Origin of the sequence: Xanthomonas bromi (genome assembly GCF_900092025.1) — a bacterium.
Lineage (GTDB): Bacteria > Pseudomonadota > Gammaproteobacteria > Xanthomonadales > Xanthomonadaceae > Xanthomonas > Xanthomonas bromi.
The window spans coordinates 40,577-66,374 of the sequence record NZ_FLTX01000021.1; the positions used below are offsets into that span (position 1 = coordinate 40,577).

The following is a 25,798-nucleotide window of genomic DNA, read 5'->3' on the forward strand; positions in this document are numbered from 1 at the left end:
CGGTAGAACGCAGTCAAGAAAGTAGGAGGGAAAGGTGAGCGCCTGTTATCAGATGCGCAGGCGCGCGTGCATGCCAGGCCTACCTGTCGCAAACCCATCAACAAGCGATCGACACCCCAAGGCCAGCACCGCTTTCCAGGGCGCGCCACTGCACACATCATGCTTCGGCGGCGCGGTACAACCGCTGGCACACCTCGCAGAAAAACGCACGGCACGCGGCCTTGCCCAGATGCTTGCGGTACTGCAGTGGCGCACCATCGCGCGGGCAGCTGGTCTTGGTATGCACCTGGTAATGCTTCTTCAGCACGAGGGCTTTTTCCAGGTGTAGAAATCGCAACTGTCGTCGCGCGCCCACCGCGCGCTGCGGACGGATGCGCTGCAGCACTTCGTTCTTGTTGATGTTGCCCACGCCGACAAAGATGGTCTGGTCGAGCAATGCGTCGGCGGCCAGCATTCCAGGCCCGGCGGTACCGCTGTATTGGCGCTGGCATGGCGTGCCGCGCGTCTACTACAGCAGTGATGAGCGCACCGCATTGCAGACACTGGCCGCCGCGGTGCGCGCCCGCCCACCCGACACCCCGCAGCCGCTGGCCGAACGCCGGGGGATCTTCGACAACACCGCAGCCGGGTGGGCGATTCCCAATGCGCTGCAATTGCAGCGTTTGCTTGGCGCCGACCGAAGGCGCTAGCGCGGGTAGGCGGCGGCAATCCGACACAGACCGGTGGCGCGCATCTTGCAGCGGCAGGGTGCACGGACGCAGGCGCGCCACCATTCAAGTGCCTGGATTGGCGCCGATACGCCTGAAGCGACGCAGGTTGCGGCAAGACGCCGGGGTCGCTTGCTGAATCCAGTCGTTCCCGTGCGAAGCCTGTCGGCGTGCCGGCACCTCGTTCGGTCCCGCCCGCCACTTCGGTCGTTTACCATGCCCTACGCCACTGCACGTTCTGGAGATGTCATGAGTTCTGCCGCGCCCCCGTGCTGCACGTCGCTGCTTGGCCTGTCGCTGAGCATGTTTGTTGCGCCGGGCACGCTGACAGCCGCGCCGCTGGACACACCGGTGGTCAATGCGCCGGCGCCCACGCCGCCCACGCCCGACCTGGCCTACCCGGAACTGTTCCAGGCCGTGCAGAGCGGCGAACTGTTCGACGACCAGAAACACTTCGTCGACTTCCTGCCGCTGCGCGACCCGGCCCTGATCAATGCCGACTATCTGGCGCAGCACGATCACCCGGGTTTCGATCTGCGCAAGTTTGTTGACGCCAATTTCGAAGAATCGCCGCCGGTGCAGACCGACGCGATCCGCCAGGACACCGCGCTGCGCGAGCACATCGATCTGCTGTGGCCCAAGCTGGTGCGCAACCAGACCCACGTGCCGCCGCACAGCAGCCTGCTGGCGCTGCCGCACCCGTACGTGGTGCCGGGCGGGCGCTTCCGCGAGGTGTACTACTGGGATTCCTACTTCACCATGCTCGGCCTGGTGAAGAGCGGCGAGACCACGCTCAGCCGCCAGATGCTGGACAACTTCGCCTACCTGATCGACACCTACGGGCATATTCCCAACGGGAACCGCACCTATTACCTCAGCCGCTCGCAGCCGCCGTTCTTCTCCTACATGGTCGAGCTGCAGGCCAGCGTGGAAGGCGAGGCGGTCTATCAGCGCTACCTGCCGCAGATGCAAAAGGAATACGCCTACTGGATGCAGGGCAGCGATGACGTGCAGCCCGGCCAAGCGGCGCGCCACGTGGTGCGCCTGGCCGATGGCAGCGTGCTCAACCGCTATTGGGACGAGCGCGACACCCCGCGCCCGGAAGCCTGGCTGCACGACACCCGCACGGCTGCCGAGGTCAAAGACCGCCCGGCCGCCGAGGTCTACCGCGATCTGCGTGCCGGCGCCGAGAGCGGCTGGGATTACACCAGCCGCTGGCTGGCCGACGGCCAGAACCTGCGCACCATCCGCACCACCGCGATCATCCCGATCGACCTCAACAGCCTGCTGTATCACCTGGAGCGCACCCTGGCCCAGGCCTGCGCGCAGCCGGGCGCGGAGTGTACGCGCGATTACGCCGCACTCGCACAGCAACGCAAGCAGGCCATCGATGCGCATCTGTGGAATGCAGCAGGTTATTACGCCGACTACGACTGGCAGACGCGCACGCTGAGTACTCAGGTCACCGCCGCAGCACTGTACCCGCTGTTCGCCGGCCTGGCCTCGGACGATCACGCCAAGCGCACCGCCAGCACCATGCGCAACACGCTGCTGCGCCCGGGTGGCCTGGCCACTACCGCAGTCAAGACCGGCCAGCAATGGGACGAGCCCAATGGCTGGGCGCCGCTGCAATGGGTGGCCGTGGACGGCCTGCGCCGCTACGGCGAAGACGCGCTGGCACGCACCATCGGCGAGCGCTTCCTCGCCCAGGTGCAGGCGCTGTTCGCACGCGAACACAAGCTCGTTGAAAAATACGGACTGGAAACCGATGCGGCGGGCGGCGGCGGTGGCGAATACGCCTTGCAGGACGGCTTCGGCTGGACAAATGGCGTCACCCTGATGCTGTTGAACTTGTATCCAGGGAAGGTGGCCAAGGCGGCGCCGGCAAAGCGTGTGCGCAAGCCCGAAGCGGCAACGCGCTGAATGTTTGGACCCACCCTCCTTATAGAGAGGGTGGGAAGCAAACAGTTCGGCTATCCACCGGAGGTACCCACATCAGTCTCAGGTTCTTCTGGTGTCCTTGTCAGTGGCCCCAGAGATTTTTGATTAGACGAGACTTTCAGTGGATCCCATATAGCTAGTCGATGACCCGAACCAATACCGAAAATACTAGCTGCAGATACTTTTTCTGGAATTGAGTCATTCTTTTCAGCATATTTGTCTACCGCTCGCTGCAAAAGAGATGATGCACCGGTATTGCAATTTCCTACCTTGTCAGATTGATGAGGTGGCAGCCGCTTAAATCTTAGGGTGGATGCGACCAGATGATCGCGAATCTGGGGGGTAGCTCTCGGTTCAGAGAGTTCGGAGGGGATCCCGGTTCCATTGCGACCCAGCAGCTCGTCCTGGTAAAGACGATGAAGCATGAATTGTCGCTTGGCTTCTAATAAGTCAATACTATCTATCTCACGTATTTTCTTCAGCCTAACCTTGCGCCGGATACCTTTGGGAAAGCTCTCAAACGCTCTAAGATCCCGCTCGGGTGCGGCTGGCTTTGCGGCTCGGTAATCATCGGCAATTTTTGGCCACATTTCCATCGTAGACATGGGCAAAAGACGATATATGGAAGAAATCTCAGCATTCAGCACCAACCGATCGACTGCCCCTCCCCTGGCTCGAGAATATGCATTGTAAAATTCCTCGCGACTAGCAAAGGACTCACCAGCTAGTGTAGAAATCGCTGCCCGGATAGGCTCCGACAACTTGAAGCCGACCTTCGCATTTACCCTAGCGACAAGGCGAGCGAGCAGCTTGTCATCGAGAACAACAGGGCCACGTTTCGGATCGCCCCCAACTCCATATAAAGTTGCACCGCTTTTACGTCCCCGGTTTGGGTCACCAGCAACGACGTAACCATGCGTAGGAATCACGTAACCCCGCGTATTCCTGTTGACGTAATACACAGGAACACTACGCAGTGCATCAGCACCTCTAAATTTTAGCTCCTGAAGTACTGTCTCAAAGGCTTCCCGCCCTTTTCCTTCTGGGAGCAGCGGGAACTTACCGGGATGTCGTGCATCTACCACTTGTCCATCTTCGTCGCAGCGGAAGTCGATCAAGGCTGTTTTTTCATTGACAACACGCGTAGCCCTCATCCAGCCATCGCCTAGATCGAGGATCGTTGCACCCGGCCGACCGTTTCCATCAGCCATAAATGCGACGAAAGCCTGAACGCGAGATTCGGGATCCCGCATACCCAATAAGGATTCAATCTTGTGTCCAATTTTACCGAAAACTCCAGACGCCCGAGTCCAATTGACACGCTTTTTTTCTGAATGAAGATCACATTGTTGCTTACTGCTTAATCCGCCCTTTAATTGCATCGTGCGACTTTCAGAATAGCCAGGAGATGCACGTCTGGGAGCAGTACCTAAACCTTCAAAATGAAATTTCTCAGAATTTAAATCCTTGCCAGGAAGGCCTTCGACTGAGGAAGAAGATGCATCGCTAACAATACCTTCATTAGCATTGGAAAAATTCATAGACCTCTGAGGGTTATTTCTAATATCCATAATATATTATTTATTATATTGACTTTATAATTAAAATTTTTACGATCCGCTTAATAATAGATCAGCGAATAAAGAATAAATCTCCCACGTAGAAATGTGCCATTGCATGCGCAAATCCATCAACTTGAGCGAACGTACTCGTCTCTGCGCCGTCGAGATGGCCTGCATTCTTTGCGTCGGAGTCTACGAACGCAGGCGCCTCATCGAACCGCCGCGTATCATGCGCACTCTTTCATTCCAGGACGGACCATGGCCGTACGCACGCTCAACGACTTTCTCGCCCATTCCAAGGAAAAGGACGTCAGCGCCGATCCGTTCGAACTGGAAAACCCGCATCTGCTGGAAGTGCGCCTCAACGGCATGGTGTGGTCCAAGGCAGGCGCCATGGTCGCGCGTACCGGCAACGTCAAGTTCACCCGCGAGGGCTTGCTGGAACAGGGCCTGGGCAACATGCTGAAAAAAGCCGTCAGCGGCGAAGGCATGCAGCTGATGAAGGCCGAAGGCCAGGGCCGCGTGTATCTGGCCGACCTCGGCAAGCTGGTCACGCTGCTGCGCTTGAATGGCGAGGCGATCTTCGTCAACGGCAACGATGTGCTGGCGTTCGAATCCGGCGTCGAACACAAGATCACCATGATGCGCAAAGTGGCCGGCATGCTCTCGGGCGGCCTGTTCAACGTGCGCCTGGGCGGCCACGGCATCGTGGCGATCACCTCGCACTACGAGCCGCTGACGCTGCCGGTCACTGCCGCCAGCGGCCCAGTGTTCACCGACCCCAACGCCACCGTGGCCTGGTCGGGCACGCTGACACCGGAGCTGGTGACCGATGTCTCGATTGGCACGCTGTTCGGCCGCGGCTCGGGCGAAAGCCTGCAGATGCGCTTTGCCGGCGAAGGCTGGGTGGTGGTGCAGCCGTACGAAGAAGCCAGCTTCCAGCAGTCCAAGGGCTGATGATCGGCGCCCAGCTGCGCGCTGCGTGGCTGGACGATACCTGCCGCGATCGGTTGCCACTCAGATGAGAAAGAGCGTCTGGCGATGGGGCATCACAGGCGTGATGCTGGCCTGCATGGTCGTCGTGCTGGCGGTGTTCGGCGCAGTGCAGTCTCCGGAATGGGCTTGCAACTGCGATGGCATGGACCGTTGGCGCTATGTCGGCCCAGACGGCATCAAAGAGAGCGAATCGCATCTGCGCTCGACCGGACATGCGACCTCCTGTCGACGAAACGACCGCGCCGCGAAGATCACCGATCGTCTGTATGGCCTGATCTTCGCCGACCTAAAACGCTAGCGTCGCATCGACGCAGCACAGCTTCGGCAGCCGGATCGCTATCGGCCACAGCACCGCATCACACCCATCCACGCTTGCGAAACCACGCCAGCGGAATCACCACGCTCAGCGCGATCGCGCCCAACGCCCAGAAGTAGTGGTCGTGGCCCTTGAGTTCGGGCATGTAGGCGAAGTTCATGCCCCAGATGCCGACCAGCACGGTGGGCGGGATGCCGACGACCGACGCCACCGCCATCACCTTCATCACGTTGTTCTGATCCATGTTGATCATGCCCAACACGCTGTCGAGCAGGAACTCGATCCGGTCGTCCATGTGCTGCTGGAATTCGCTCAAGGTGGTCAGGTCCTTGTGCAGCAAGGTGATGCGTTTGGCCGCATCGGCGCCGAACCAATCCGGGGCGGCGCCATCGAGATAGGTGACCAGACGCAGCAGGCCCTGCCCGGCGTTGTGCAGGCCGCCGAGCTGGCGGCCCATGTCGCCGACCTGATGCAGCATGTGCTCCAGATCACGGGTCTTGTGTGGGCTGTCGAACACCTGCCGCGTGGTCTCGGTGACCGCCGCTTCGAGCGCCTCGAGTCGGTCTGCCAGACGCCCAATCAGTTGATCGAACATGCGTAGCAGCAAATCGTCCGAACGATGGCAGGGCTCGTGTTCCAACCGCGCGGTCAACGCGTCCAACGAGCCGATGCGCTGCTCGCGCAAGGTCACCAGCATGGTGGGCGACAGCGCAAACCCCAGCGGTGCGGTGGGGACGTCCTCGTCCTGGAACCGCGGCACATTGAGGAACAACACATCGCCCTGGCGCCGCACCCGGCTGCTGAATTCGATCTCGCCGATCGCCGCACGATCGGGCAACGTAAACCCCACCTGCTCAGCGGCCTGGGCCAACTCCTGCGGGCTCGGCTGGCACAGGTCGATCCAACACCCTTGGGTGTGCTGGGTTCCGGCAATCGGGTGGATCGTGATCATGCATCGGCCGGCAGATGAAAGAGCCCAAGCATCCTCCGCGTCCACCATGGCGTCAACGCCGGCACATGTCCATCTGTCGACGGCGACGATGACCGTGCCTGGTCACGGATGCCATCGCCCTGCTGTATTTGCAAGGCAGAAGGATAGCTTTCGCCAAATCGCACATCGATTCTGCTGTGAGCGATATGCACGTTCTCGCTGGCTTACATTTTTCGCTCACGCATCCATAGGAGTAAGCACATGAAAATCACCGGTGCCGCGTCTCGCGAGCCACACCAGCATATTGGTCACGTTGATCCGCTGCATGCCCCATCGGTTCGCAACGACACCCAACTCGGCGGCGACGCCACGCTTCGTGGGCTGCCTCGCCTGCGCCGTAGCGCATCAGCCAAGGAGCAATCGCCGGCGTTCGTGGCAGACAGCGGCCATCTCGATGCGCTGTTCGGAAGCACGCAGCCCGCGCGCGGAAAGCACGTGGAAGGCGGTATCCACCGGACACCGATCCAGACTCAGGAAATCGAAACGCTTACTGATGGTCATACGCGCGTCAAGATCAATCCAACACGCCTGTTCGTCTCGACCGCGCCGGCACTGGAACTGCCGCGCCGGCACGATCCAGCCAAGCTATCCAAGGATCTCGGGCTGAGCGAGGACGCCATCGATCGCATCAGGAGCACCCCGACGTTCCATGAACAGACCGCAAGCGGCGCCCCGCCCGCTGCGCCGCTCGCTCAGCGGCTGCGTCTGGGCGATCTGCGCGACAAGAAAGTGGAGTACAAATGGAACATCGCCAGTAACGGCAGCCTGGTCATCGGCGAAGCACATCCTGGCGTGGCCTTGGACGAGCCGATGACAAACAAGTCAGCGCGAAAGAAGAAACAGCCATACACGCAAGGTCACGTCACCCTCGTGGGCGGCCAACCATGGAAGACCCCCTGGCAGGAAAATCGCCTGATGCCCCAAGCGCGCCTCAGTGGCACGCTTTACTACAACCCGGACAGCAAGCTCTGCATCGATAACGACTCAGGTCGATTCAGCGAATATGCCGACCGCATGCCAAAGCATCTCGAAAACGTCGCCAATCTCTTTCAGAGCTATGGTCTCCCAGTGACGCCGGAATGGAAGGAAAAGAAACAGATCCCGTTGCAGAATCTGCCCGCCGGCGCGGCGGCAGCTTCGCCGAGCCCGGAAAAGGGAGCCGCGGGAACGCATTCCGGTCTGGACCGTACATGATCCACCGGAGCATCGGCATGACCGCGTGCAGCGTGCGGCCACCGCCGCACGCTGCACGCCGGATGCGTCCCGCACGGACCGCTCAGCGCTGCCGGTTTTCCCGGCGTCTGACCCCGTAACCGATTCCGAGGATCAGGAACCACACCGGGCTGGCCAGCAATGCCTGGCGCGTGTCGTCCTGCAAGGTCAACAGCACGATGACGAAGGCGAAGAACGCCAGGCACACGTAGCACATGAACACGCCGCCGGGCATCTTGAACGCCGAAGCCGCATGTTGCTCCGGACGCTTGCGGCGGTAGGCGATATAGGCGCACAGGATCAGCGACCACACGAACATGAAGAGCACCGCCGACAAGGTCGTGACCAGCGTGAACGCAGTGACCAGGTTCGGAATCAGGTACACCAGCATTGCGCCCAGCAGCAGGCACAGGCAGGAAAACAGCAGGCCGCGCGCCGGCACCGCCGCACGCGACAGCTTGGCGAAGCCCTTGGGCGCATGCTGTTCTTCAGCCAGGCCGTAGAGCATGCGGCTGGTGGAAAAGATGCCGCTATTGGCCGACGAGGTGGCCGACGTCAGCACCACGAAGTTGATCAGGCTCGCCGCCGCCGGCACGCCGGCCAGCACGAACAACTCCACGAACGGGCTCTTGTCGGCCACCACCTGCCGCCACGGCGTCACCGCCATGATGGCGATCAGCGCCAGCACGTAGAAGATCAAAATGCGTACCGGGATCGAGTTGATCGCCTTGGGCAGATTGCGGCGCGGGTCGGCGGTTTCGGCTGCGGTGGTACCCACCAGCTCGATACCGACGAAGGCGAACACCGCAATCTGGAAGCCGGCAAAGAATCCATCAATGCCCATCGGGAACATGCCGCCGTCGTTCCACAGATTCGACAACGAGGCCACGTTGCCCGATGGCGAGCGGAAGCCCCAGGCCACCAGGCCGGCACCGGTGACGATCAACGCGGCGATGGCGACGATCTTGATCAGCGCAAACCAGAATTCCATCTCGCCGAACAATTTCACCGTGACCAGATTCAGGCTCAGCAGCAACACCACGCACAAGATCGCGGGAATCCACGGCGCCAATCCCGGAAACCAGAACTGCGCATAGGCCGCCATCGCGATGACATCGGCGATGGCGGTGATGATCCAGCAAAACCAGTACGTCCACCCGCAGAAGAAGCCGGCCCACGGCCCGAGCAAGTCGGTGGAGAAGTCGATGAACGACTTGTACTCCAGGTTGGACAGCAGCAGCTCGCCCATCGCGCGCATCACGAAGAACAGCATCGCGCCGATGATGAGATAGACGAACAGGATCGACGGCCCGGCCAGACTGATCGTCTTGCCCGAGCCCATGAACAGGCCGGTGCCGATCGCTCCGCCGATGGCGATCAGCTGCAGATGGCGACTGGACAGGCTGCGTTGCAGATGATCGGGCGCGGACGGGTCAGACATGGGCACGGCACCGGAGGAGTGGGCAAGCGAGCCAACATACGAGATCGCGCCCATGCGTGCCAGGGGGGCGCGCCTTATGTCAGGCCGTGGTGGACAAGTCCTCGGCAACGACCTGGGTAAGAGCCGCGTCGCGGACCTGCACAGCGCCCAGACCGGAACCAGCGTTCGGGCCGTACCGCGCTCCCCGGGGAAACAATCCGTCCTGCCTGCCTGCCTGCCTGCCTGCCTGCCTGCAGCTCAGTCTGCCGGCACCTGCTCACGCCTGCCATCTCGACCTTAGCGATCTCGCCTCACATCGTCCCGAGGTCTTCCGAAACCGGCATCCAGGTCGGACGCGCTGATTCACGCTCACCGCCGGGCACCGGAAGCTGTGGCGTAACGCCCCGAAACCACGACGCCAGTCGAGACTGACATCCAACATAATCCGCGGAAAAATATACTTTATTGCCACCCTCATAAACTCAACGCATAAAATATTTCAGGCAGCATAATAATATTTTTTGATATTATTTTTATGAATCTCCTCTCCGAACAACCAATATCCGCCAGCGTTGGCGCCGCCACATAATCGGTATCTGCAATAACGCCAAACCCTTCGCGGATTGTAAGCGTAGTCGTCGACAGTTCCAGGATCCGCTTTATGGTAGCGCTCGCTTTTTGGATGCTGCGCACGGATTCGCGCCAACGATGCTGTTCTTCTACGTTCGTCGCCTCGCCACGCAGGCTCCCATGCATCTCCACCCGCACCGTGCCTGCAAGACCTGCTGCCGTTGTCGATCGATGCGCCGACCATGGCGGTCGATGGCTGCGGCTGGCGGGTCGACGAAAGCGGTCATGAGCCGCAACGACGCGGCACACCATGACCCGGTGCGTGGGCGTCAGCCGTCTGCAGCTGGCGCTCGAACGGGCAACGACATCGGCGCATTGCGCCGACCGATGCGTGAATACGGCGAGCCGCTTGAATGCGACATGCCGCTTCATCTCCTGCGCCGATCGCCCCCGGCGCAGGGCCACCGATGCACGCGCGCATTTGGAGCGCGTTCGATTGCGCACATGCATCACTCGCCCCGCACGGGCATCCATCGAGAGGAACCACCAGTCACGGCGAATCACGCGACATCTTGACATCTCGCTATTACACACCGTTTCACCACTTCCCATCTCAAGGCGAAATTCAATGCCATCTTCGATAAACCCCCGACCCAGCGTCACCTCCAAGCTCGCCGTTTCGTTGCTGACCGGCGCGCTGCTCGTTCCCGTTGCCGCGTCCGCCCAGACCCATGTCGACAACCCGTTCGTCGGCGCGAGCGGATATGTCAATCCCGATTATTCGAAGGAAGTCAACTCGTCGATCGGCAAGGTCAAGGATGTGCAACTGAAAGCCAAGATGCAGGTCGTCAAGTCCTATCCGACCTCGGTCTGGCTGGATTCGATCAATGCGATCTACGGCGGCTCGCGCAACGCCGGCCGTCTCAGTCTGCAAGGCCACCTGGATGCGGCATTGGCGCAGAAAAAGGCCAATACGCCTATCACAGTCGGCTTTGTCATTTACGACATGCCGGGGCGCGACTGCCACGCGCTGGCCTCCAACGGCGAGTTGCCGCTGACGCAAGCCGGCTTGCAACGCTACAAGACCCAATACATCGACGTCATCGCATCGACGCTGGCCAATCCGAAGTACAAGGATCTTCGGATCGTCAACATCATCGAGCCGGACAGCCTTCCGAATCTTGTCACCAATCAAAGCACGCCCGCCTGCGGCCAGGCGGCATCCAGCGGCCTTTACGAGGCCGCCATCAAGTACGCGCTCGACAAGCTCCATGCCATTCCCAATCTTTACAATTACCTGGATATCGGCCATTCCGGCTGGCTGGGGTGGGACAGCAACCGTAACCCGGCGATTTCGCTGTACACGCGGGTCGTGCAGGGAACGGTAGCCGGTTTCGCCAGTGCGGATGGCTTCATCACCAACACCGCCAATTACACGCCGCTGCATGAGCCGAACCTGCCCAATCCGGACCTGACGATCGGTGGCCAGCCGATTCGCTCGTCCAACTTCTATCAATGGAACAGTTTCTTCGACGAATCGACCTATGCGGAAGCGCTCTACAACGGCTTCGTCGGCGCGGGTTGGCCCAGCAAGATCGGCTTTCTGATCGACACCGGTCGCAACGGCTGGGGCGGCAGCGCGCGCCCTGCGTCTGCCAGCGGCAATGACATCAACACCTACGTGGACTCCGGACGCGTGGACCGTCGCCTCCATCGCGGCAACTGGTGCAATCAGAGCGGTGCGGGGATCGGCATGCCGCCGACCGCGGCGCCCGGCGGACATATCCACGCCTATGTGTGGGGTAAGGGAGCGGGCGAATCCGACGGCTCCAGCAAGTCGATCCCCAACAACCAGGGCAAGGGCTTCGACAGATACTGCGACCCGACCTATACGACGCCAGACGGCACGTTGACCGGGGCCTTGCCGAACGCGCCGATCGCCGGTAGCTGGTTCCACGCGCAGTTCGTCCAGTTGGTCGCCAACGCGTATCCCGCCATCGGCACCTCGACCAAGGCGGCGCTGCAGTCGGCTTCGACCGACGCGGTGCCCGCCAGCCCGCTGACGGCAACCAAGGGGCTGACCGCCAATGCAGCGGATGGCAAGGTCAGGCTCAGCTGGTCGTCCGTTGACGGTGCCACGGGTTACACGGTGCAACGTGTCGCCGACGCAGCCGCCACTCCCATCACCGTCGCATCGGGCCTGACCTCGCCCTCATATGTGGACCGGGCGCTCACCAACGGCACCACGTACTACTACAAGGTAACGGCCAACGGCGCATCGGGTGCAGGCGCGAGCTCGGTCACCGTGAGCGCGACGCCGCATCGGTGATGCGATAACTGCGTTGCTACAGAGCGGTAGAGGCTAGTCTGCTCTACCGCTCCGCGGACGCGGGAGGATCGCTGCAACAACGATGGCGGCGCCTCGCGGCCGCCATTTCAATCCCTGCCGTGCTGTTCGACCTCTGTCTAGAGCGTGGCAAGCACATCGGAATGAGACGACATCGGAGGAGATGCCCTCGTCGGCGGAACGGGCGCTGCGTGGCGCAGGCCCGGTGGCGCCACGGCAAGCGACGCGGCGACCACACCGTGCCGCTGACGGCCCACTCGGACGGGAGGCGGCCTGTGGGACGCCGGGACTGCATTGCGCGCGTTACCTGGGTAGCTGCGCCTTTTTGTTTCCACCCGCCACAGGCCGCTTCGCACTCAGCTAAACATGCATAACACGCTGCCAGGAGATGTCCATGCTGTCACACAAGCATTTATCGATCGCACTCGCAACGCTCATCCCGGTCACCGCGCCGGCGATGCAGGTCAGTACGCGAGCTCCCCTTGTCGATGCAACAGGTCAGGCGCTGCAGATTCGCGGGGTCACCTGGCCCGGCTTCGATCGCGCCGGGTTGGCGGCCGCCGGCATGCGCAACGATACACTGGCGCAAATGCTGGATCGGATGCAAGCGTCGGACATTAACGCCGTGCGTGTGCCGGTCTGCGCCGCTGTACTGCAACGCGTCCCTGTGGCAGCTGCAGAAGTTGCCGGCGATCCCACGCTGCGCGGATTAGATTCCTTGCAACTGCTCGACGCAGTGGTGCATGCCGCAACCCAGCGCGGGATGCAGGTGATGTTCGCGTTTGCAGATGGAGGCTGCGATGACCGCGCACCACTGCTGGGCGCACAGCAGCAAACATGGACGCGCGGCCTGGTCACGCTGGCACGCCGCTATGGCGACAACACCAATGTCCTGGGTATCGACCTTGGCAGCAGCGGCTATCGCAATGCCAGCTGGGCAGGAAACGCGGCGGATCAGGATTGGAACCGGGTAGCCTCGCGCGCAGCTGCAACCGTGCTGGCGCAGGCACCGCGCTGGGTCGTGGGTGTGGAAGGTGTGGGCGGCAATGCGGTGTGCAGTGACCCAGGGCGCAAGGCGCCTGGCAGCAATCTTCAGCCGTTGGCGTGCGTGCCGCTGGACATTGCACGCCGACACCTGGTGTTGATGCCGAAGTTGGCGGGCCCGGATCGCGATGCGACCGATGCCTTCGCCGCACCCGGAGTTGCGCAGGCACTGCCTGCCATGTGGCAACGCGACTTCGGCCAATTCGCAATCGACCACGCAGTGGTACCCGTCAGCCTCGGTGGTGGACTGGGCGACGGCGACCCGCGCGACCCGGCGTGGCAAACCGCATTGAGCGGTTATTTGGCAAACGCAGGACTGCGCAGCGCGTTTCTAGGCAGTTGGGAAACGGGCAATGCCAACAACGGCGGCCTGTTGGCGCCGGATGGCAGACCCCGCGCAGACAAACTGCTGATCTTGCGTCATGCCTGGGGCACGGCACCCGTGACGCCCACCATTGCGCCAGCAACTGGCGACAGCACGAAGAATGCGAGCGGGACGAAGGCGTGGAATAGTACCTTCACCGGCACAGCCACCATGACCAACTCCGGCTACGCTGGCGGCGCGCTCCTGCTGGACCCCATTCCGAGTAATGCCTTCATCACCGCGCTCAACGCCACGCAGCTGAACTTCGGCGGGATCAAGGCCGCGCTGGCTGGTGCCTATCTGGAAGTGACCGGCCCCAAGGGAAAGACGACCGTATATGTCACCGACCTGTATCCGGAGGGCGCCTCCGGCGGCCTGGATCTGTCGCCCAACGCCTTCGCGGCGATCGGCAACACGGCAGACGGGCACATTCCGATCAGCTGGAAAGTCGTACGCGCGCCGATTACCGGCAATGTGCAGTACCGCATCAAAGAAGGCAGTTCACGCGATTGGGCCGCGATCCAGGTGCGCCACCACACCTATCCGGTGGTCAAGTTCGAAGTCAAACAAGGCAGCACCTGGACCAGCCTGCCGAAGGTGGATTACAACCATTTCGTAGGCAAAAATCTGGGCAACAAGCCGCTGTCCATCCGCATCACCGACATCCGCGGCAAGGCCATCGCGGACAAGATTCCCGCGCTGAAGGAATACGGTAGCTCTAAGGCGTATTTCGAGCCCGGCAACGTACAGTTTCCCTGATGTACGCCTCCGACCCGAGAACGGCCAGTACGCTGGGGCGCTGCGGCCACACCGGCAAAACGTCTATCGCGTCGCGACTGCATCCGAACAACGCCGGCGACGATGCGCACCTGATCGAGCGCTGGCGCGTTCCGCGTGCGGCACCGGGTTCTGGTCGGCGATGGGTCGGGAGGTGGGATTGGGGATCGCAACTGCCTCGATGTCTGTGCCCCTGACGGACCGGCGCTTTTTCGAATCCCGCCCCCACTGCCAGTCAGCCGGCCGGCACGACGCAGCACTTATACGATCTTCGTCCGCCGCCACCACCGCGACACCTGTTCCTCGCGCACCAGGGTGAACAAACCCGCACCCAGAATCAGCGCGATACCCACGGCCATCGGCCAGTCCAGATGATCGTGAAAGAGCAGGTAGCCAAAGGCGATCGCCCATAGCATCTGGCTGTATTGCGTGGGCGCGACCACGCTGACCGGCGCCATGCGCGTGGCGTACATCATGCAGATGGCAGCCAGTCCGGCGAGCAGGCCGTAGCCTGCCAACAAGCCCCATTGGGACAGCGTGGGCCACACGAAGCTGGGCAACATCATGATCCCGCCCAGCACCAACGGGCCGATCACCCCGGCACCATACAAGGTCAACCGCTTTTCGCTATGCCCGGCCATGCGCAAGGCGATCACCGAGATGGCACCTACCAATCCACACACGATCGCCGCCACATGTCCTTGGGTGAGATGACGAAAGCCCGGGCGCAGCACGATCAACACGCCGATGAAACCGACGATCACCGCCGACCAGCGCCGCCAGTGCACTGCTTCCTTGAGAAAGATCACCGACAGCACGGTGACGAAGATCGGCATCAGGAAGATCAGCGCGAATGCTTCGGCCATCGGCAAGGTGGTGAAGGCGATGACCGAAGTGAGATTGCCGATGGCGCTGGTGAGCGCGCGCAGCAGCCACAATGCGGGCTGTTTGGCCATCACCAGCCCGCGCAGCTGGTCGTCGGGCTTTTTCAGGAACGGCACCGCCAGCAGCATCAGCAGCGCGCCAAGAAACATGACCTCGTAGACCGGCAGCGTGCCTTCGAGCAGCTTTACAAAAGCATCGCTGATCGAATAGGCCGCATAGCAGGCGAACCCCAACAACACCCCCTTCAGCATGACCTACGCTCCACGGTTGACGCCGATCGGACGAGGTGTCGATGCGGACCGCATGCAGTATGCGGTGCGGTGTGTGTCAACGGAACGGGGGCGGCCGTCGACCTCGGCGGCACGCGGACGCGGCGGCGTCCCGGCGGCGGATGCCCGGCCGCAACAGGTCGGTTACGATGCCGGTCTCATCCTTGCATCCGCGCGGTATCGTCCGCGCACCACACACAGAGCCGTCAGCCGTGCCCCATTATTCCGGCCCCTTACTCGTTCTCGCCGATGCCCAAGCGCTGCTTGCCGCGCGCGGAAGTGGTCTGACGCACTGGACCGGATCGCTCGACCTGGGCCGCAGCACCGACACCGCCCAGCTCGATGCACAGACCTGGCAATGGCGTGGTCGGGGTTACCCGTATCCGGGCAAGCTCAAGGACCGCACGCTGTACTTCTGGGGTGGCGATGACTTCGCGCCGATCTCGCGCTACAGCGGCGCATTGATCAAGCTGGTACCTACCGAATGGGGCGCACCCACCTTCGAGATCGACGGCATCAAGATGCTGCCCTCGGCGCAGCTGTCACCGTTCGAGGATGCGCGGCGCAAGGTGGCGTTGGTGGACCCGCGCGGCAAGACCGTGCTGGACACCTGCGGCGGCCTGGGCTACTTCGCCGCCTGCTGCCTGGAGGCCGGCGTCGCACAGGTACGCTCGTTCGAAAAGAATGCCGACGTGCTGTGGCTGCGCACGCTCAATCCATGGTCGCCGGATCCGGACTCCACCTCTGCCGATGGGCGACTGCAGCTGACCCATGCCGATATCGCGCAGCACATCGCCACGATGGCTGACGCGTCGGTCGATGCCATCCTGCACGATCCGCCGCGTTTCGGCATTGCAGGCGAGTTGTATTCGCAGGTCTTCTACGATCAGTTGGCACGCGTGCTGCGCCGTGGCGGGCGGCTCTTCCACTACACCGGCGCGCCCAACAGGCTCACCAGCGGACGCGACGTGCCCAACGAAGTGAGCAAGCGTCTTGTCAAGGCCGGTTTCACCACGCAGCTTGCGCTGGATGGCGTGCTGGCGATCCTGCCTGCGCGGCGCTGAGTACGTGTCTCGGCACTCTTGAAGCCGGCAACAGGACGCAGCACGTCATCGCCTGGCAGATGCGAGGCAGCACGCGCCAGCTACGTGTGCGCAGCGCTGCCTGACGACTCAACACGCATGTGACGCCGGCACGGCAATCACCGCAGCGGTTGCCTGGTTGCACCTTGCCGCTGGACGGATCTGCGATACTGCCCCGCCCTCGACACGGACGTTGCATGCGCCTCCAGTTGATCGCTTTCTTGCTGGCCTCGCTGTCGCTGGTTGCCACTGCATCCATCCGCGCGCAAACACCAACGGCATCGCCAAGCGCACCACCGCCGCCGAGGTCTGAGGTGATCACGCGCTATCCGGTCACCACCGCAACACTGGCAGGGCAGACGATCCATCTGGGCGAACACGAGGGCAAGTGCGCCGTGTTGCGCAATGGCGACGTGCTGGTGCTGGGCATCGGCGCACCCTGCTACTTCAGCACCGATCATCGACATGCGGCGCAAGTCCATCGCTTCCAAGGCAGCGAGATCGTGCTGGTACAGCACGCACATCCCACCTCGCAAGCGGACTGGGACGTGGCCGTCTACGGGCCTGTCTGTGCCTTCGAAGCGCAAGCGGTGCGCGAAGTCGGCGGTGTGCTGGAGCCCGGCAGTATCGCCAGTTCCTGGCCTTGCGATCCCACTGCAGGGGCCGACCAGAAGCAGTTCGTCACAGCTACCGGAGCTGGCCCATGCGCGGCGCGCAACGACATGCACGCACGCAGAACACGCCCTGATCGTTGCCTGATCGTCGCGATCACCGCCGGTGACGGCGCGCTTTCCAGCTCGCGTATGCAACCCTGCCGACAAGTACCAGGGGCACGCAGCTCAGCAGCCCATCCCACACGATGGAGACCCCGAAACGATGCGGGTCGTTTTCGGCCAGAAAGATCCGGGCTGGCCGGCCACGGATGACGCTGACATAGCGGCCGTCCAGGATCGCTTCACGCAATAGCCACAGGCGGGCGCAACACGCGATCACCACGAGCGCAGCCACGCCGCGGACGATCCAGTCGGTAGTGCGCGTCGCGGCACGTGCCCGTACAGGTGGCGGCGTTGGACGACATTTCTTTTTCAAGCCGGAATTTCTTGCGTCATCGCCGTCCAGTTGACGTCTGCGGCATTTTAATGCGCCGCAACATTGCAGCCCTGCCCGCTGGTGTGCCGATTGCCGGCGGCCATCGCGGATACGATGCACGAACGCTTGCCATGGGTCTTCCGGCCAGCGCGGAAGAAGTGCACGTAAGACCGTACGGAGCTACATCGGGACAACCGCGATACGCCCACGCTGCGTCGTCGACGGTCGCCCGCACCACCCGATCAACACACCGCCCATTGATCGCGTCCGGCGGTCTTGGCGGCATACAGCGCAAGATCGGCCTGGCTCAGCAACACATCCAGCCCGGTATCGGCGGTGACGCGCACCGCGCCCATGCAAAAACGCACCGGACGGTCGGCCGGCAGGCCGGCGATTTCGATCGCCGCCACCGCACTGCGCAGGCGCGTAAAGACTGTAGCAATCTCTTCTTCATTGCAGCCCGGCAACACCAGCAGGAATTCTTCGCCACCCAGGCGGCCCAGGCGGTCCTGCGTGCGCAGCGCCAACCGGGACGCGCTCGCCAGTGCCTTGAGTACTGCATCGCCAGTAGCGTGCCCATAGACATCGTTGATCTGCTTGAAGTGGTCCAGATCGATCAATGCCAGCATGCACGCTGTGTGCGAGCGCAAGGCTTGCTCGATCTGCTGTTGCGCCTCGGCACGGATGGCGCGCCGGTTGGGCAGGCCGGTGAGTTCGTCGCGCATCGCCAGCCGCGACAACTGGCGGCGGTGACGCGCACCGAATGCCAGCACCACCAATGCACCGATCAGCAACAGGCACGCCGCACATAACGCGATCCACAGGGCGCGCTGACCGGCTTCGCGCGCCTGCAGCGCCAGTCGCGCGGTTTCGCTGCGACGGCGCAGCTCAGCGGTTTCTGCACCGCGGCGTGCGTCTTCGTAGCGTGCCTGCAGCCGCAACATCACCGTATCGCGTTGCCGGTCCAGACTCTGCGCGCGCAGTGTGTTGGCGCGCTTCAGTTCCTGGTAGGCCTCGGCGTGGCGGCCTCGCGATGCCAGCGCCTCGGCGATCGCGTCGACCAGTTGCGCGCGTCGATTCAAGGTCAGGTGTGGATCGTCTGCGGCCTTGGCGGCGACGATTTCGGCATCCAAATCGCCAGACTTCAAGACGGTCAAGGCCTGCAGAAAAACCGCGTGACACGCAGCCACGCGACCGATATTGCCTTGTTTCTGCATCAACGGCAGCGCTTCGCGCGCCATCGTCAACGCGGAGGCGGCATCGCCGGTTTCGATCAGCGCCTCGCTGGCACTGGTCAGCGCTGCAGCCACGCCAGCCTGGTCGTGCAGTTCGCGGCTGAGCGCCAACGCGCGCCTGAAATGCAGCAGCGCCACGTCAGGTTGACGTACCGCCAGCACAGTGCCGAACTCGTATTCGATCAGGCTGCGCTGGAAGCGTGCCGGCTGACCATGCAGGCGCGACAGTGCGCGTTGCAAGTAGTCTTCGGTTTCATGGTCTTCGGCGGCGCGGCCACCGACGCGACTGGCCAACGACCCGAGTTGCGTCAACGCGTCCACCTCCACTCCCAGGATTTTTTCGCGTGCCGCACATTGATAACTGGCCTGCGCCGCGCTCCAGGATTCATCGCTACTGCCGGAGGCCAACATGCTCCACATGTCGACCGCCTCGACTTCGCACAGCAGATCGTTGCGGCCCAGCGCGCTTGCGCGTTGGCGCAGCGCTTCCAGCCGGGCCACCATGATGCGATTGGGATTTTCGCGCACATCGCTGAGCGCCTGCACGATGTCCAGCCACAGCTGCGCTTGCGTGGCGTCGCCGTGCAACTGGCCGAGCTTCCCGCGCGCTTGCGTCAGCACGACCCCGCGACGTTCTCTGTCTTCCAGTGAAATAAGCACGCGTGCCTGCGCCAGCAGGGCCCAGAATTCCGCATCCACATCGTGCTCGCGACGGGCCTGCTGCAGTGCGCCTTGTGCGATCCGCAACGCGGCCACGGGGTCGTCGATTGTCGCCGCTTCGATCGCCTTCCATGGCTGCGGCTGCGCCGACACCGTGGCGCTGATCAGCAGCAAGACAAATGCGGCGAGCCCCTGTCTCCATCGGGCCGCGAACATGCTCATCGAGCCGTCACGGCGACGACGGGCCGCAGCGTGCGTGCGCCAAGGTCACGCCATCTACGCACCGATGGCGGCTTGCTGGTGGCTGCGGCATCTCAAGCACTCCCGCGGTTGGACGGCGATGGAATCCAGTGGAATCGGTGGCGACATCGCCACCATCCCGATGTCATACGACTGCAATGATGACCGAGGAGCGCGACAGATCCCGTGATCGACGCGCATATCGTCGCGTTCGTTATCGGCCTGAATAGGCCATTCTTGAATCTGGATGACGAAATGAATCAAAACGGCGCAGCACGGCTGGAGATGCCGTGCGCAGCGAGCGCACGCACGATTGCTGCACCATCTGCAATCGTGCGTGCGCTCGCTGCACGGATCTGCAGCAGCGCATCGATCGCTATCGATGACGGCCTTCGGCATCCCGACGCCGGCCCCTGACACACCTGGCCGGATAACGCGACAGATCGCACGGCCGGGCAGACGGTGTCCAGACCGACGCCATCGCCTGGCAATCGCGCGTTGCACCTTGAAGCAATGCAACTAGCCGTCCAACACATCTATGCCGCCCCCTCGGCGATTATCTGCCGCGGCAAAACTGCCTGACGTACCGATAAGAAGAACGCTCCCGCTTTCGCGCCGCGTAAACTGATGCACGGCAGCTGCCGCCCCTCGATCTTCCGGAGACGCCGTGACCTTGCCCCTGCCCCGTCTGCTCGCGCTGCTGGCTATCGCCTTGCTGTCGGCCTGCGCCACACAGGCCCCGCGCGCGCCGCAACGCACGCCGGATGCGGTCAAGGCCGATATCGCGCGGCGCCTTCCGGCCACATTGCCCGACCGCGCCGGCTGGGCCAGCGATGTGTATGTGGCGCTGTCCTCGCAAGCGTTGGACACCAGCGCCGAGCATATTTGCGCAGTGCTGGCAGTGGCCGAGCAGGAGTCCACCTACCAGGCCAATCCGGTGGTGCCCAACCTGGGCAAGATCTCGCGTGCGGAGATCGACCGCCGCGCCAGCGCACACCACATTCCCGGCTTCATGGTCGATGCCGCCTTGCGCTTGAGTTCGCCGGACGGGCGCAGCTATGCCACGCGCATCGCTGCCGCACGCACCGAGCAGGAATTGAGCCGCATCTTCGAAGACTTCACCGGCAGCGTGCCGCTGGGCACGCGACTGTTCGACGGGTTCAACCCGGTGCATACCGCCGGGCCGATGCAGGTGAGCATCGCCTTCGCCGAACAGCATGCGCAGCGCTATCCCTACCCGCCCGGCGATTCGATCCGCCACGACGTCTTCAGCCGCCGTGGCGGGCTGTGGTTCGGCACCCGGCATCTGCTTGGTTATCCAGCCAGCTACGACGCGCTGCTGTATCGCTTCGCCGATTTCAACGCCGGGTGGTACGCCAGCCGCAATGCCGCCTTCCAGGCCGCGCTGAGCACAGCCAGCGGCATCGCGCTGGCATTGGACGGCGATCTGCTCACACCTGGCGCCAGTCTGGACGCACCCGGCGGCACCGAGCGCGCCGCACGCAGCCTGGGCAGCCAGTTGGCGATGAGCGACCGCGAACTCCGCCGCGCACTGGAGGCCGGCAACACGGCCGATTTCGCAGACACCGCGCTGTATCGCCAAGTGTTTGCGCTTGCCGAGCGCAGCGCCGGCAAGCCGCTACCGCGCGCCGTGCTGCCCGGCATCACCCTGGAAAGCCCCAAGATCACCCGCACGCTCACCACCGCCTGGTTTGCGCAGCGGGTCAACGAGCGCTGGCAGCGCTGCATGCGCAAGTAAGCGGGTGGCTTTCCGCGCTGCGAGCGCTGCCTGCACCGCGCACCGGCATCTCACTCCCCGCTCAGGCGGCTGGTCAACACATCGCCGACAACAGGACCCTGTTCCACCTTGCCATCGCTGCCGCGTTGATACTTGATGCCGATCCGACACGCTGCAGGGTGCATTTCCCAGACCCACCCATACAAACCACGCCCTGTGTCTGGCGGCGAGCGCAGCGGCATATTCATGCGCAGGCCATCGTCCTGGCCGCGATCCAAGGTGCACATCACGGTACCGGCGCCGTCGTCTTCTTCGTCTGGGTCGATCTCGGCCACATGGGTGATGGTGGCGATGATCGCTTCGGCATTCACCCGTTGCTGTAACGCGCGTGGAAGCTCGGCAACTGGCGGCGCGGCGCGTCCACCGGATGGTTCTTCGACGAACGCCTCGGCCAACGTCACCTTGCGGAAGTAATACTCGCTGCGGCCCAGCGTTTTCGAGCCGTCCATGGCCGTTGCCATGTCTGCCAGTTCGTCGTGACGCAGCAGGAACATGTCGGCCCCCGAGCGCATGACCACCAGCTGCGCGTCGTTGGCGTCGCTACCGCTCGAGTCGTTCCGCAACCGAATGTCGAGCGTCACGTGGTGATCGCCCCCCTCGGTGTGCGTCACCTCGTAGCGGCCCGAATAAGCGCGCACATCGGTGCGCGCCAGACTGCGATGGTCGATTTTCCAGAACAGCAGGCGATACCGCCCATCGGGCGCGAGCGCCAGCATGCGATGCCAGTCGATATACGACGACAGATACAGGCCGTGCAGATCGTTGGCGGTCTGTGCGTGGTCGAAGATGCCCTCGAACATGGAGTGCTGCTCTACGGGCAATGCATCGCCATTGGTCGTAGGCGCAGCGGCTGCGGGTCCGGCGACGGCGTCGCGGAGCCGGGTGTGCAGCGCCAACGCGTCGACCTTGTTGACCCGCAACACCTGCATCGCGAACAACATCCGGTCGATCTCATAGACCTCGCCGGCAGCGAGTGGGCCGCACTCTTTGCGCGCGGCGGCAAGCAGGTCGGATGGAATCAGGGAATCGCAGGATGCGGCGTCGCGCAGGTACTGATTGAAGAAGTCGTCCAGGTTCCACGTCAGATCGCTCGTGGCTTTCGAGACCGGGTCCAGATAGGCCACATCTTCGTCGGTAGGAGTCAGCTTGCGGTAGTACACCAAGGCGTCGAAAGGACTGAGCGCGATCGGAATGCGCCGCACCGCGTCGGGTGGCGAGACGATCCAGCGATCCAGCACCGGCTGCCATTGCCGGGGGTCGATCAGCGCCAACTGCATGCCCCCGTAGTGTCCCAGTCCTTTTCGACGCCACAGCTCGAGCAGGCTGGCAGGCAGCACCGACTCATACGCGCCAAGCAGGTCCGCCGGCGCAGGCTGCGTCTTCCGCGGCGGGTGCGCCTTGGTGAAGGGGGATAGTGCCAAGCGGCGGAACCAGGACATCCGACGGCCTCCCGTCAACGTTGCGTGCGTGCAGCACCCCCACATCGTGCCGCAGGGTCATGCAGGGGCAGGGAAGAAGCGTAGTTCTAAAGCGTAGTTGATAGCGAAAGGTTCTCGTAGTCGGTGGCTGACCGATCAGCAGCGCGCTTGCGGGCCGTGGGTGTCATCGACAAGGATGGGAATCGCGCGCGCCCTCAACGCAGTGGTGGTGCCGGACCGGGGCGATCCGCTGGGTAACCGCGCGATCGCCGGTCCGCTTTCTAGGCCGCGCGGTGTCGCCGCCGAGGTGGCTGCGGCCCACAACAGACGCCACGGTGCCAACACGACTTCTGGCAGAGGCACTCGGCCCACGTGGCGGGTAGCATCGGACGGTCGCGCCGCCCGTGTTGCGCGCTCCTTTCGTTCCGGAGAGACTTTCATGCCCACCCCGTTGCCACTGCGGCACCTGTTCGCCGCTATCGCCCTGGCCACCCTGCCCGCACTCGCTGGCGCGCAGGCCCCCGTCGTGACCGAGGCCGACTACGCGCGCGCCGAGCGGCTGATCAGCTACGCCGCGCAACCGCTGGTGGACCATGCCGCCACCCGCATCGACTGGCTGGACGCCACGCACGTGGTGTATGTCGATCACGATGCCAAGGGCAACCGGCTGCTGCAGCTGGATACCGCCACCGGCAAGACCGCCCAGCTCTTCAAACAGTCTGCGCTGGTCGCCTCGCTCAACACGCTGTTGAAGACCGGCGACAAGCCGCTCAAGGCCGACACCTTCGCCCCGGTGGTCAAGCAGACTGCCGATGGCCGCTACCGCCTCGACGTGCGCGACACCGCCGTGGTCTGCGACGTGCGTGCGCGTTGCAGCAAGCTGTACGCCAAGGACAAACCGGAACCGGGCGTGCTGTCGCCGGACAAGCGCAGCGAGGCTTTCATACGCGACTGGAACCTGTGGGTGCGCGATCTCGCCAGCGGCCAGGAAACCCAGCTCACCCGCGATGGCGTGGAAAACTTCGGCTATGCCACCGACAACGCCGGCTGGCAGCACACCGACAATGCCATCGTGGCCTGGTCGCCGGACTCGCGCAAGATCGCCACCTTCCAGCAGGACCAGCGCAAGACCGGCGACATGTATCTGGTCAGTACCAAGCTTGGGCATCCGGAACTGCAGTCGTGGAAATACCCGCTGGCCGGCGACAAGGACGTGACCATGATCGAGCGCGTCATCATCGACGTGCCCACCCGCAGCGTGCTGCGCCTGAAAACGCCACCGGATCAACATCGCTCCACGCTCTGCGACGATGTGAGTTGTTCGCCCGGCCTGTGGGACGATGTGAAGTGGGCACCGGACAGCAAGACCTTGGCGTTCGCCTCCACCTCGCGCTTCCACAAGCAGACCTGGTTGCGCATCGCCGATGCCAGCACGGGCGCGGTGCGTACCGCCTTCGACGAAACCGTCAAGACCTATTACGAAAGCGGCCAGGTCGCGGCCAACTGGGCGTATCTGCCGGCCAGCAACGAGGCGGTGTGGTTTTCCGAACGCAGCGATTGGGGCCAGCTGTATCTCTACGATCTGGCCACCGGCAAACCCAAGCGCGCCATCACCACCGGCGAGGGCAACGTCACCGAGTTGCTGCGCGTGGACCCGGTCACGCGCACCGCATGGTTTGTCGGCGTCGGTCGCCGCGCGGGTGTGGACCCGTACTACCAGCAGCTGTGGAAAGTCAGCCTGGACGGCGGTGAGCCGGTGTTGCTGACGCCCGAGCCTGCCAATCACAGCATCGCGCTGTCGCCCGACGGCGCACGCTTTGTCGACACCTATTCCACCTCGGTCACACCGCCAGTCACGCTGCTGCGCGAGGCCGGCGACGGCCGCACCGTCAGCACGCTTGCCACGGCCGATATCACCCGTCTCAAGGCGGCCGGCTGGGTACCGCCGGAGCCCATCACGGTGAAAGCACGCGACGGCAAGACCACGCTGTACGGGTTGATGTTCAAGCCCTCCAACTTCGATCCGACGCGCAAGTATCCGGTCATCGATTACGTCTATCCCGGCCCGCAGACCGGCTCGGTGCGTGGACGTAGTTTCTTCGCCGGCCATGGCGACAACCAGTCGCTGGCCGAACTGGGCTTCATCGTGATTGCCATCGATGGCATGGGCACGCCGTGGCGCTCCAAAAGCTTCCACGACACCTGGTACGCCGACATGGGCGACAACACCTTGCCCGACCAGGTCGCCGGCTTGAAGGAACTGGGTCAGCGCTATCCCTGGATCGATCTGGGTCGCGTCGGCATCTGGGGCCATTCCGGCGGCGGCAATGCCTCAACCGGCGCGATGCTGCGCTATCCGGAGTTCTTCAAGGTGGCGTGGTCGGAAAGCGGCAACCACGACAACCGCGGCTATGAAGACGACTGGGCCGAGAAGTATCACGGCGAGCACATCGTCGACAAGGACGGCACCTCCAACTACGACGACCAGGCCAATGCCAACCACGCCAGCAAGCTCAAGGGCCGGCTGATGCTGGTGCATGGCACCCTGGACGACAACGTGCCGCCGTACCTCACCCTGCTGGTGGCCGATGCCTTGATCAAGGCCAACAAGAACTTCGACATGCTGATGCTGCCCAACGCCAAGCACGGCTACGGCGATCTCACCCCGTACGTCACCCGCCGCCGCTGGGATTACTTCGTGCAATACCTGCTCGGCGCCACCCCGCCGGCGCAGTATCAGATGAAGCCGATGCCGAAGAACTGAGCGGCGTGCAGGCAGTGCGGTGGCAGGTGCGGCACTCCGTGCGCGGCTGACGATCAACCCAACTCTGTGGCTGGGCCACACCTGTCATCCGGGCAGACCGAGATGACAGGT

At 63.1% G+C, this 25,798-nt stretch carries 18 protein-coding genes and 4 pseudogenes; 12 read left to right on the forward strand and 10 right to left on the reverse strand.

The window, feature by feature from the left end:
- Positions 1-157: 157 nt before the first annotated feature.
- A pseudogene (locus XBLMG947_RS07520) lies at positions 158-460 on the reverse strand (endonuclease); the annotation flags it as partial.
- Between XBLMG947_RS07520 and XBLMG947_RS07525 the strand changes: the two are divergent.
- Positions 444-689, forward strand: a pseudogene (locus tag XBLMG947_RS07525) (DUF72 domain-containing protein); the annotation flags it as partial. The pseudogenes XBLMG947_RS07520 and XBLMG947_RS07525 overlap by 17 nt on opposite strands.
- A gap of 267 nt (positions 690-956) precedes the next feature.
- Positions 957-2,630 carry an alpha,alpha-trehalase TreA gene (treA, locus tag XBLMG947_RS07530; RefSeq protein WP_065467386.1) on the forward strand — a complete coding sequence of 558 codons (1,674 nt, stop codon included), beginning with the start codon at positions 957-959 and terminating at the stop codon, positions 2,628-2,630.
- A 50-nt stretch (positions 2,631-2,680) separates the two neighbouring features.
- On the opposite strand, the gene XBLMG947_RS23160 is transcribed toward treA, so the two are convergent.
- Positions 2,681-4,189: a type III effector gene (locus XBLMG947_RS23160; protein WP_209437469.1), complete on the reverse strand. Its 1,509-nt coding sequence runs from the start codon at positions 4,187-4,189 to the stop codon at positions 2,681-2,683.
- 279 nt (positions 4,190-4,468) lie between these two features.
- Between XBLMG947_RS23160 and XBLMG947_RS07535 the strand changes: the two genes are divergently transcribed.
- Positions 4,469-5,167 carry an AIM24 family protein gene (locus XBLMG947_RS07535; protein ID WP_065467388.1) on the forward strand — a complete coding sequence of 233 codons (699 nt, stop codon included), beginning with the start codon at positions 4,469-4,471 and terminating at the stop codon, positions 5,165-5,167.
- A 115-nt stretch (positions 5,168-5,282) separates the two neighbouring features.
- A complete protein-coding gene (locus tag XBLMG947_RS07540; protein WP_083992944.1) occupies positions 5,283-5,504 on the forward strand; it encodes a hypothetical protein in 222 nt (73 codons plus the stop codon).
- A 58-nt stretch (positions 5,505-5,562) separates the two neighbouring features.
- Here XBLMG947_RS07540 and XBLMG947_RS07545 read toward each other — a convergent pair whose 3' ends face one another.
- Positions 5,563-6,474, reverse strand: a complete 912-nt coding sequence (locus tag XBLMG947_RS07545; RefSeq protein ID WP_065467392.1) for a CorA family divalent cation transporter — start codon at positions 6,472-6,474, stop codon at positions 5,563-5,565.
- A gap of 240 nt (positions 6,475-6,714) precedes the next feature.
- Here XBLMG947_RS07545 and xopV point away from each other — a divergent pair, with 240 nt between their 5' ends.
- Positions 6,715-7,707 (forward strand): XopV/AopV family type III secretion system effector, encoded by a 993-nt coding sequence (gene xopV / locus XBLMG947_RS07550; RefSeq protein WP_167352010.1) that lies wholly within the window; start codon positions 6,715-6,717, stop codon positions 7,705-7,707.
- 82 nt (positions 7,708-7,789) lie between these two features.
- Here the strand turns inward: xopV and cycA are convergent, their stop codons facing one another.
- The 3 genes and pseudogenes from cycA to XBLMG947_RS07560 form a co-directional block, all read right to left on the reverse strand.
- The gene (gene cycA, locus XBLMG947_RS07555; protein WP_181093278.1) at positions 7,790-9,220 is read right to left on the reverse strand and encodes a D-serine/D-alanine/glycine transporter; all 1,431 of its coding nucleotides are present in this window, start codon (positions 9,218-9,220) and stop codon (positions 7,790-7,792) included.
- Between the two features lie 399 nt (positions 9,221-9,619).
- On the reverse strand, positions 9,620-9,838 hold the full coding sequence (locus XBLMG947_RS22530) for a hypothetical protein (RefSeq protein ID WP_167352011.1): 219 nt from the start codon (positions 9,836-9,838) through the stop codon (positions 9,620-9,622).
- Between the two features lie 26 nt (positions 9,839-9,864).
- Positions 9,865-10,196: pseudogene (locus tag XBLMG947_RS07560) on the reverse strand (hypothetical protein).
- A 201-nt stretch (positions 10,197-10,397) separates the two neighbouring features.
- Here XBLMG947_RS07560 and XBLMG947_RS07565 point away from each other — a divergent pair.
- Positions 10,398-12,044, forward strand: a complete 1,647-nt coding sequence (locus XBLMG947_RS07565; protein WP_167352013.1) for a glycoside hydrolase family 6 protein — start codon at positions 10,398-10,400, stop codon at positions 12,042-12,044.
- A gap of 412 nt (positions 12,045-12,456) precedes the next feature.
- Positions 12,457-14,229: an expansin EXLX1 family cellulose-binding protein gene (locus XBLMG947_RS07570; protein ID WP_065467434.1), complete on the forward strand. Its 1,773-nt coding sequence runs from the start codon at positions 12,457-12,459 to the stop codon at positions 14,227-14,229.
- 278 nt (positions 14,230-14,507) lie between these two features.
- Here the strand turns inward: XBLMG947_RS07570 and XBLMG947_RS07575 are convergent, their stop codons facing one another.
- Positions 14,508-15,383 carry a DMT family transporter gene (locus XBLMG947_RS07575; protein ID WP_065467398.1) on the reverse strand — a complete coding sequence of 292 codons (876 nt, stop codon included), beginning with the start codon at positions 15,381-15,383 and terminating at the stop codon, positions 14,508-14,510.
- Between the two features lie 197 nt (positions 15,384-15,580).
- On the opposite strand from XBLMG947_RS07575, the gene XBLMG947_RS07580 reads away from it, so the two are divergent.
- Entirely contained in the window at positions 15,581-16,465 is an 885-nt protein-coding gene (locus tag XBLMG947_RS07580; RefSeq protein WP_065467436.1) for a class I SAM-dependent methyltransferase, read from the forward strand.
- 215 nt (positions 16,466-16,680) lie between these two features.
- A pseudogene (locus XBLMG947_RS07585) lies at positions 16,681-17,231 on the forward strand (hypothetical protein).
- A 20-nt stretch (positions 17,232-17,251) separates the two neighbouring features.
- Here the strand turns inward: XBLMG947_RS07585 and XBLMG947_RS07590 are convergent.
- The gene (locus XBLMG947_RS07590; protein WP_065467438.1) at positions 17,252-17,446 is read right to left on the reverse strand and encodes a hypothetical protein; all 195 of its coding nucleotides are present in this window, start codon (positions 17,444-17,446) and stop codon (positions 17,252-17,254) included.
- A 368-nt stretch (positions 17,447-17,814) separates the two neighbouring features.
- A complete protein-coding gene (locus XBLMG947_RS07595; RefSeq protein ID WP_065467400.1) occupies positions 17,815-19,689 on the reverse strand; it encodes a GGDEF domain-containing protein in 1,875 nt (624 codons plus the stop codon).
- A gap of 204 nt (positions 19,690-19,893) precedes the next feature.
- Here XBLMG947_RS07595 and XBLMG947_RS07600 point away from each other — a divergent pair, with 204 nt between their 5' ends.
- Both XBLMG947_RS07600 and XBLMG947_RS07605 read left to right on the forward strand, forming a co-directional pair.
- Entirely contained in the window at positions 19,894-20,124 is a 231-nt protein-coding gene (locus XBLMG947_RS07600; RefSeq protein WP_065467402.1) for a hypothetical protein, read from the forward strand.
- Positions 20,125-20,374: 250 nt separating this feature from the next.
- Positions 20,375-21,466 carry a DUF1615 domain-containing protein gene (locus XBLMG947_RS07605; RefSeq protein WP_065467404.1) on the forward strand — a complete coding sequence of 364 codons (1,092 nt, stop codon included), beginning with the start codon at positions 20,375-20,377 and terminating at the stop codon, positions 21,464-21,466.
- Positions 21,467-21,516: 50 nt separating this feature from the next.
- Here the strand turns inward: XBLMG947_RS07605 and XBLMG947_RS07610 are convergent, their stop codons facing one another.
- On the reverse strand, positions 21,517-22,944 hold the full coding sequence (locus tag XBLMG947_RS07610; protein ID WP_065467406.1) for a GAD-like domain-containing protein: 1,428 nt from the start codon (positions 22,942-22,944) through the stop codon (positions 21,517-21,519).
- Positions 22,945-23,362: 418 nt separating this feature from the next.
- On the opposite strand from XBLMG947_RS07610, the gene XBLMG947_RS07615 reads away from it, so the two are divergent.
- The gene (locus XBLMG947_RS07615; RefSeq protein WP_065467408.1) at positions 23,363-25,687 is read left to right on the forward strand and encodes a S9 family peptidase; all 2,325 of its coding nucleotides are present in this window, start codon (positions 23,363-23,365) and stop codon (positions 25,685-25,687) included.
- The last annotated feature ends 111 nt before the right edge of the window (positions 25,688-25,798 follow it).

What these genes read in the sequence shown, in the direction of transcription:
- treA (WP_065467386.1), top strand. Translation starts at nt 957, where the DNA reads ATGAGTTCTGCCGCGCCCCCGTGCTGCACGTCGCTGCTTGGCCTGTCG.
- XBLMG947_RS23160 (WP_209437469.1), bottom strand. Translation starts at nt 4,189, where the DNA reads ATGAATTTTTCCAATGCTAATGAAGGTATTGTTAGCGATGCATCTTCT.
- XBLMG947_RS07535 (WP_065467388.1), top strand. Translation starts at nt 4,469, where the DNA reads ATGGCCGTACGCACGCTCAACGACTTTCTCGCCCATTCCAAGGAAAAG.
- XBLMG947_RS07540 (WP_083992944.1), top strand. Translation starts at nt 5,283, where the DNA reads ATGGTCGTCGTGCTGGCGGTGTTCGGCGCAGTGCAGTCTCCGGAATGG.
- XBLMG947_RS07545 (WP_065467392.1), bottom strand. Translation starts at nt 6,474, where the DNA reads ATGATCACGATCCACCCGATTGCCGGAACCCAGCACACCCAAGGGTGT.
- xopV (WP_167352010.1), top strand. Translation starts at nt 6,715, where the DNA reads ATGAAAATCACCGGTGCCGCGTCTCGCGAGCCACACCAGCATATTGGT.
- cycA (WP_181093278.1), bottom strand. Translation starts at nt 9,220, where the DNA reads ATGGGCGCGATCTCGTATGTTGGCTCGCTTGCCCACTCCTCCGGTGCC.
- XBLMG947_RS07570 (WP_065467434.1), top strand. Translation starts at nt 12,457, where the DNA reads ATGCTGTCACACAAGCATTTATCGATCGCACTCGCAACGCTCATCCCG.
- XBLMG947_RS07575 (WP_065467398.1), bottom strand. Translation starts at nt 15,383, where the DNA reads ATGCTGAAGGGGGTGTTGTTGGGGTTCGCCTGCTATGCGGCCTATTCG.
- XBLMG947_RS07595 (WP_065467400.1), bottom strand. Translation starts at nt 19,689, where the DNA reads ATGAGCATGTTCGCGGCCCGATGGAGACAGGGGCTCGCCGCATTTGTC.
- XBLMG947_RS07610 (WP_065467406.1), bottom strand. Translation starts at nt 22,944, where the DNA reads ATGTCCTGGTTCCGCCGCTTGGCACTATCCCCCTTCACCAAGGCGCAC.
- XBLMG947_RS07615 (WP_065467408.1), top strand. Translation starts at nt 23,363, where the DNA reads ATGCCCACCCCGTTGCCACTGCGGCACCTGTTCGCCGCTATCGCCCTG.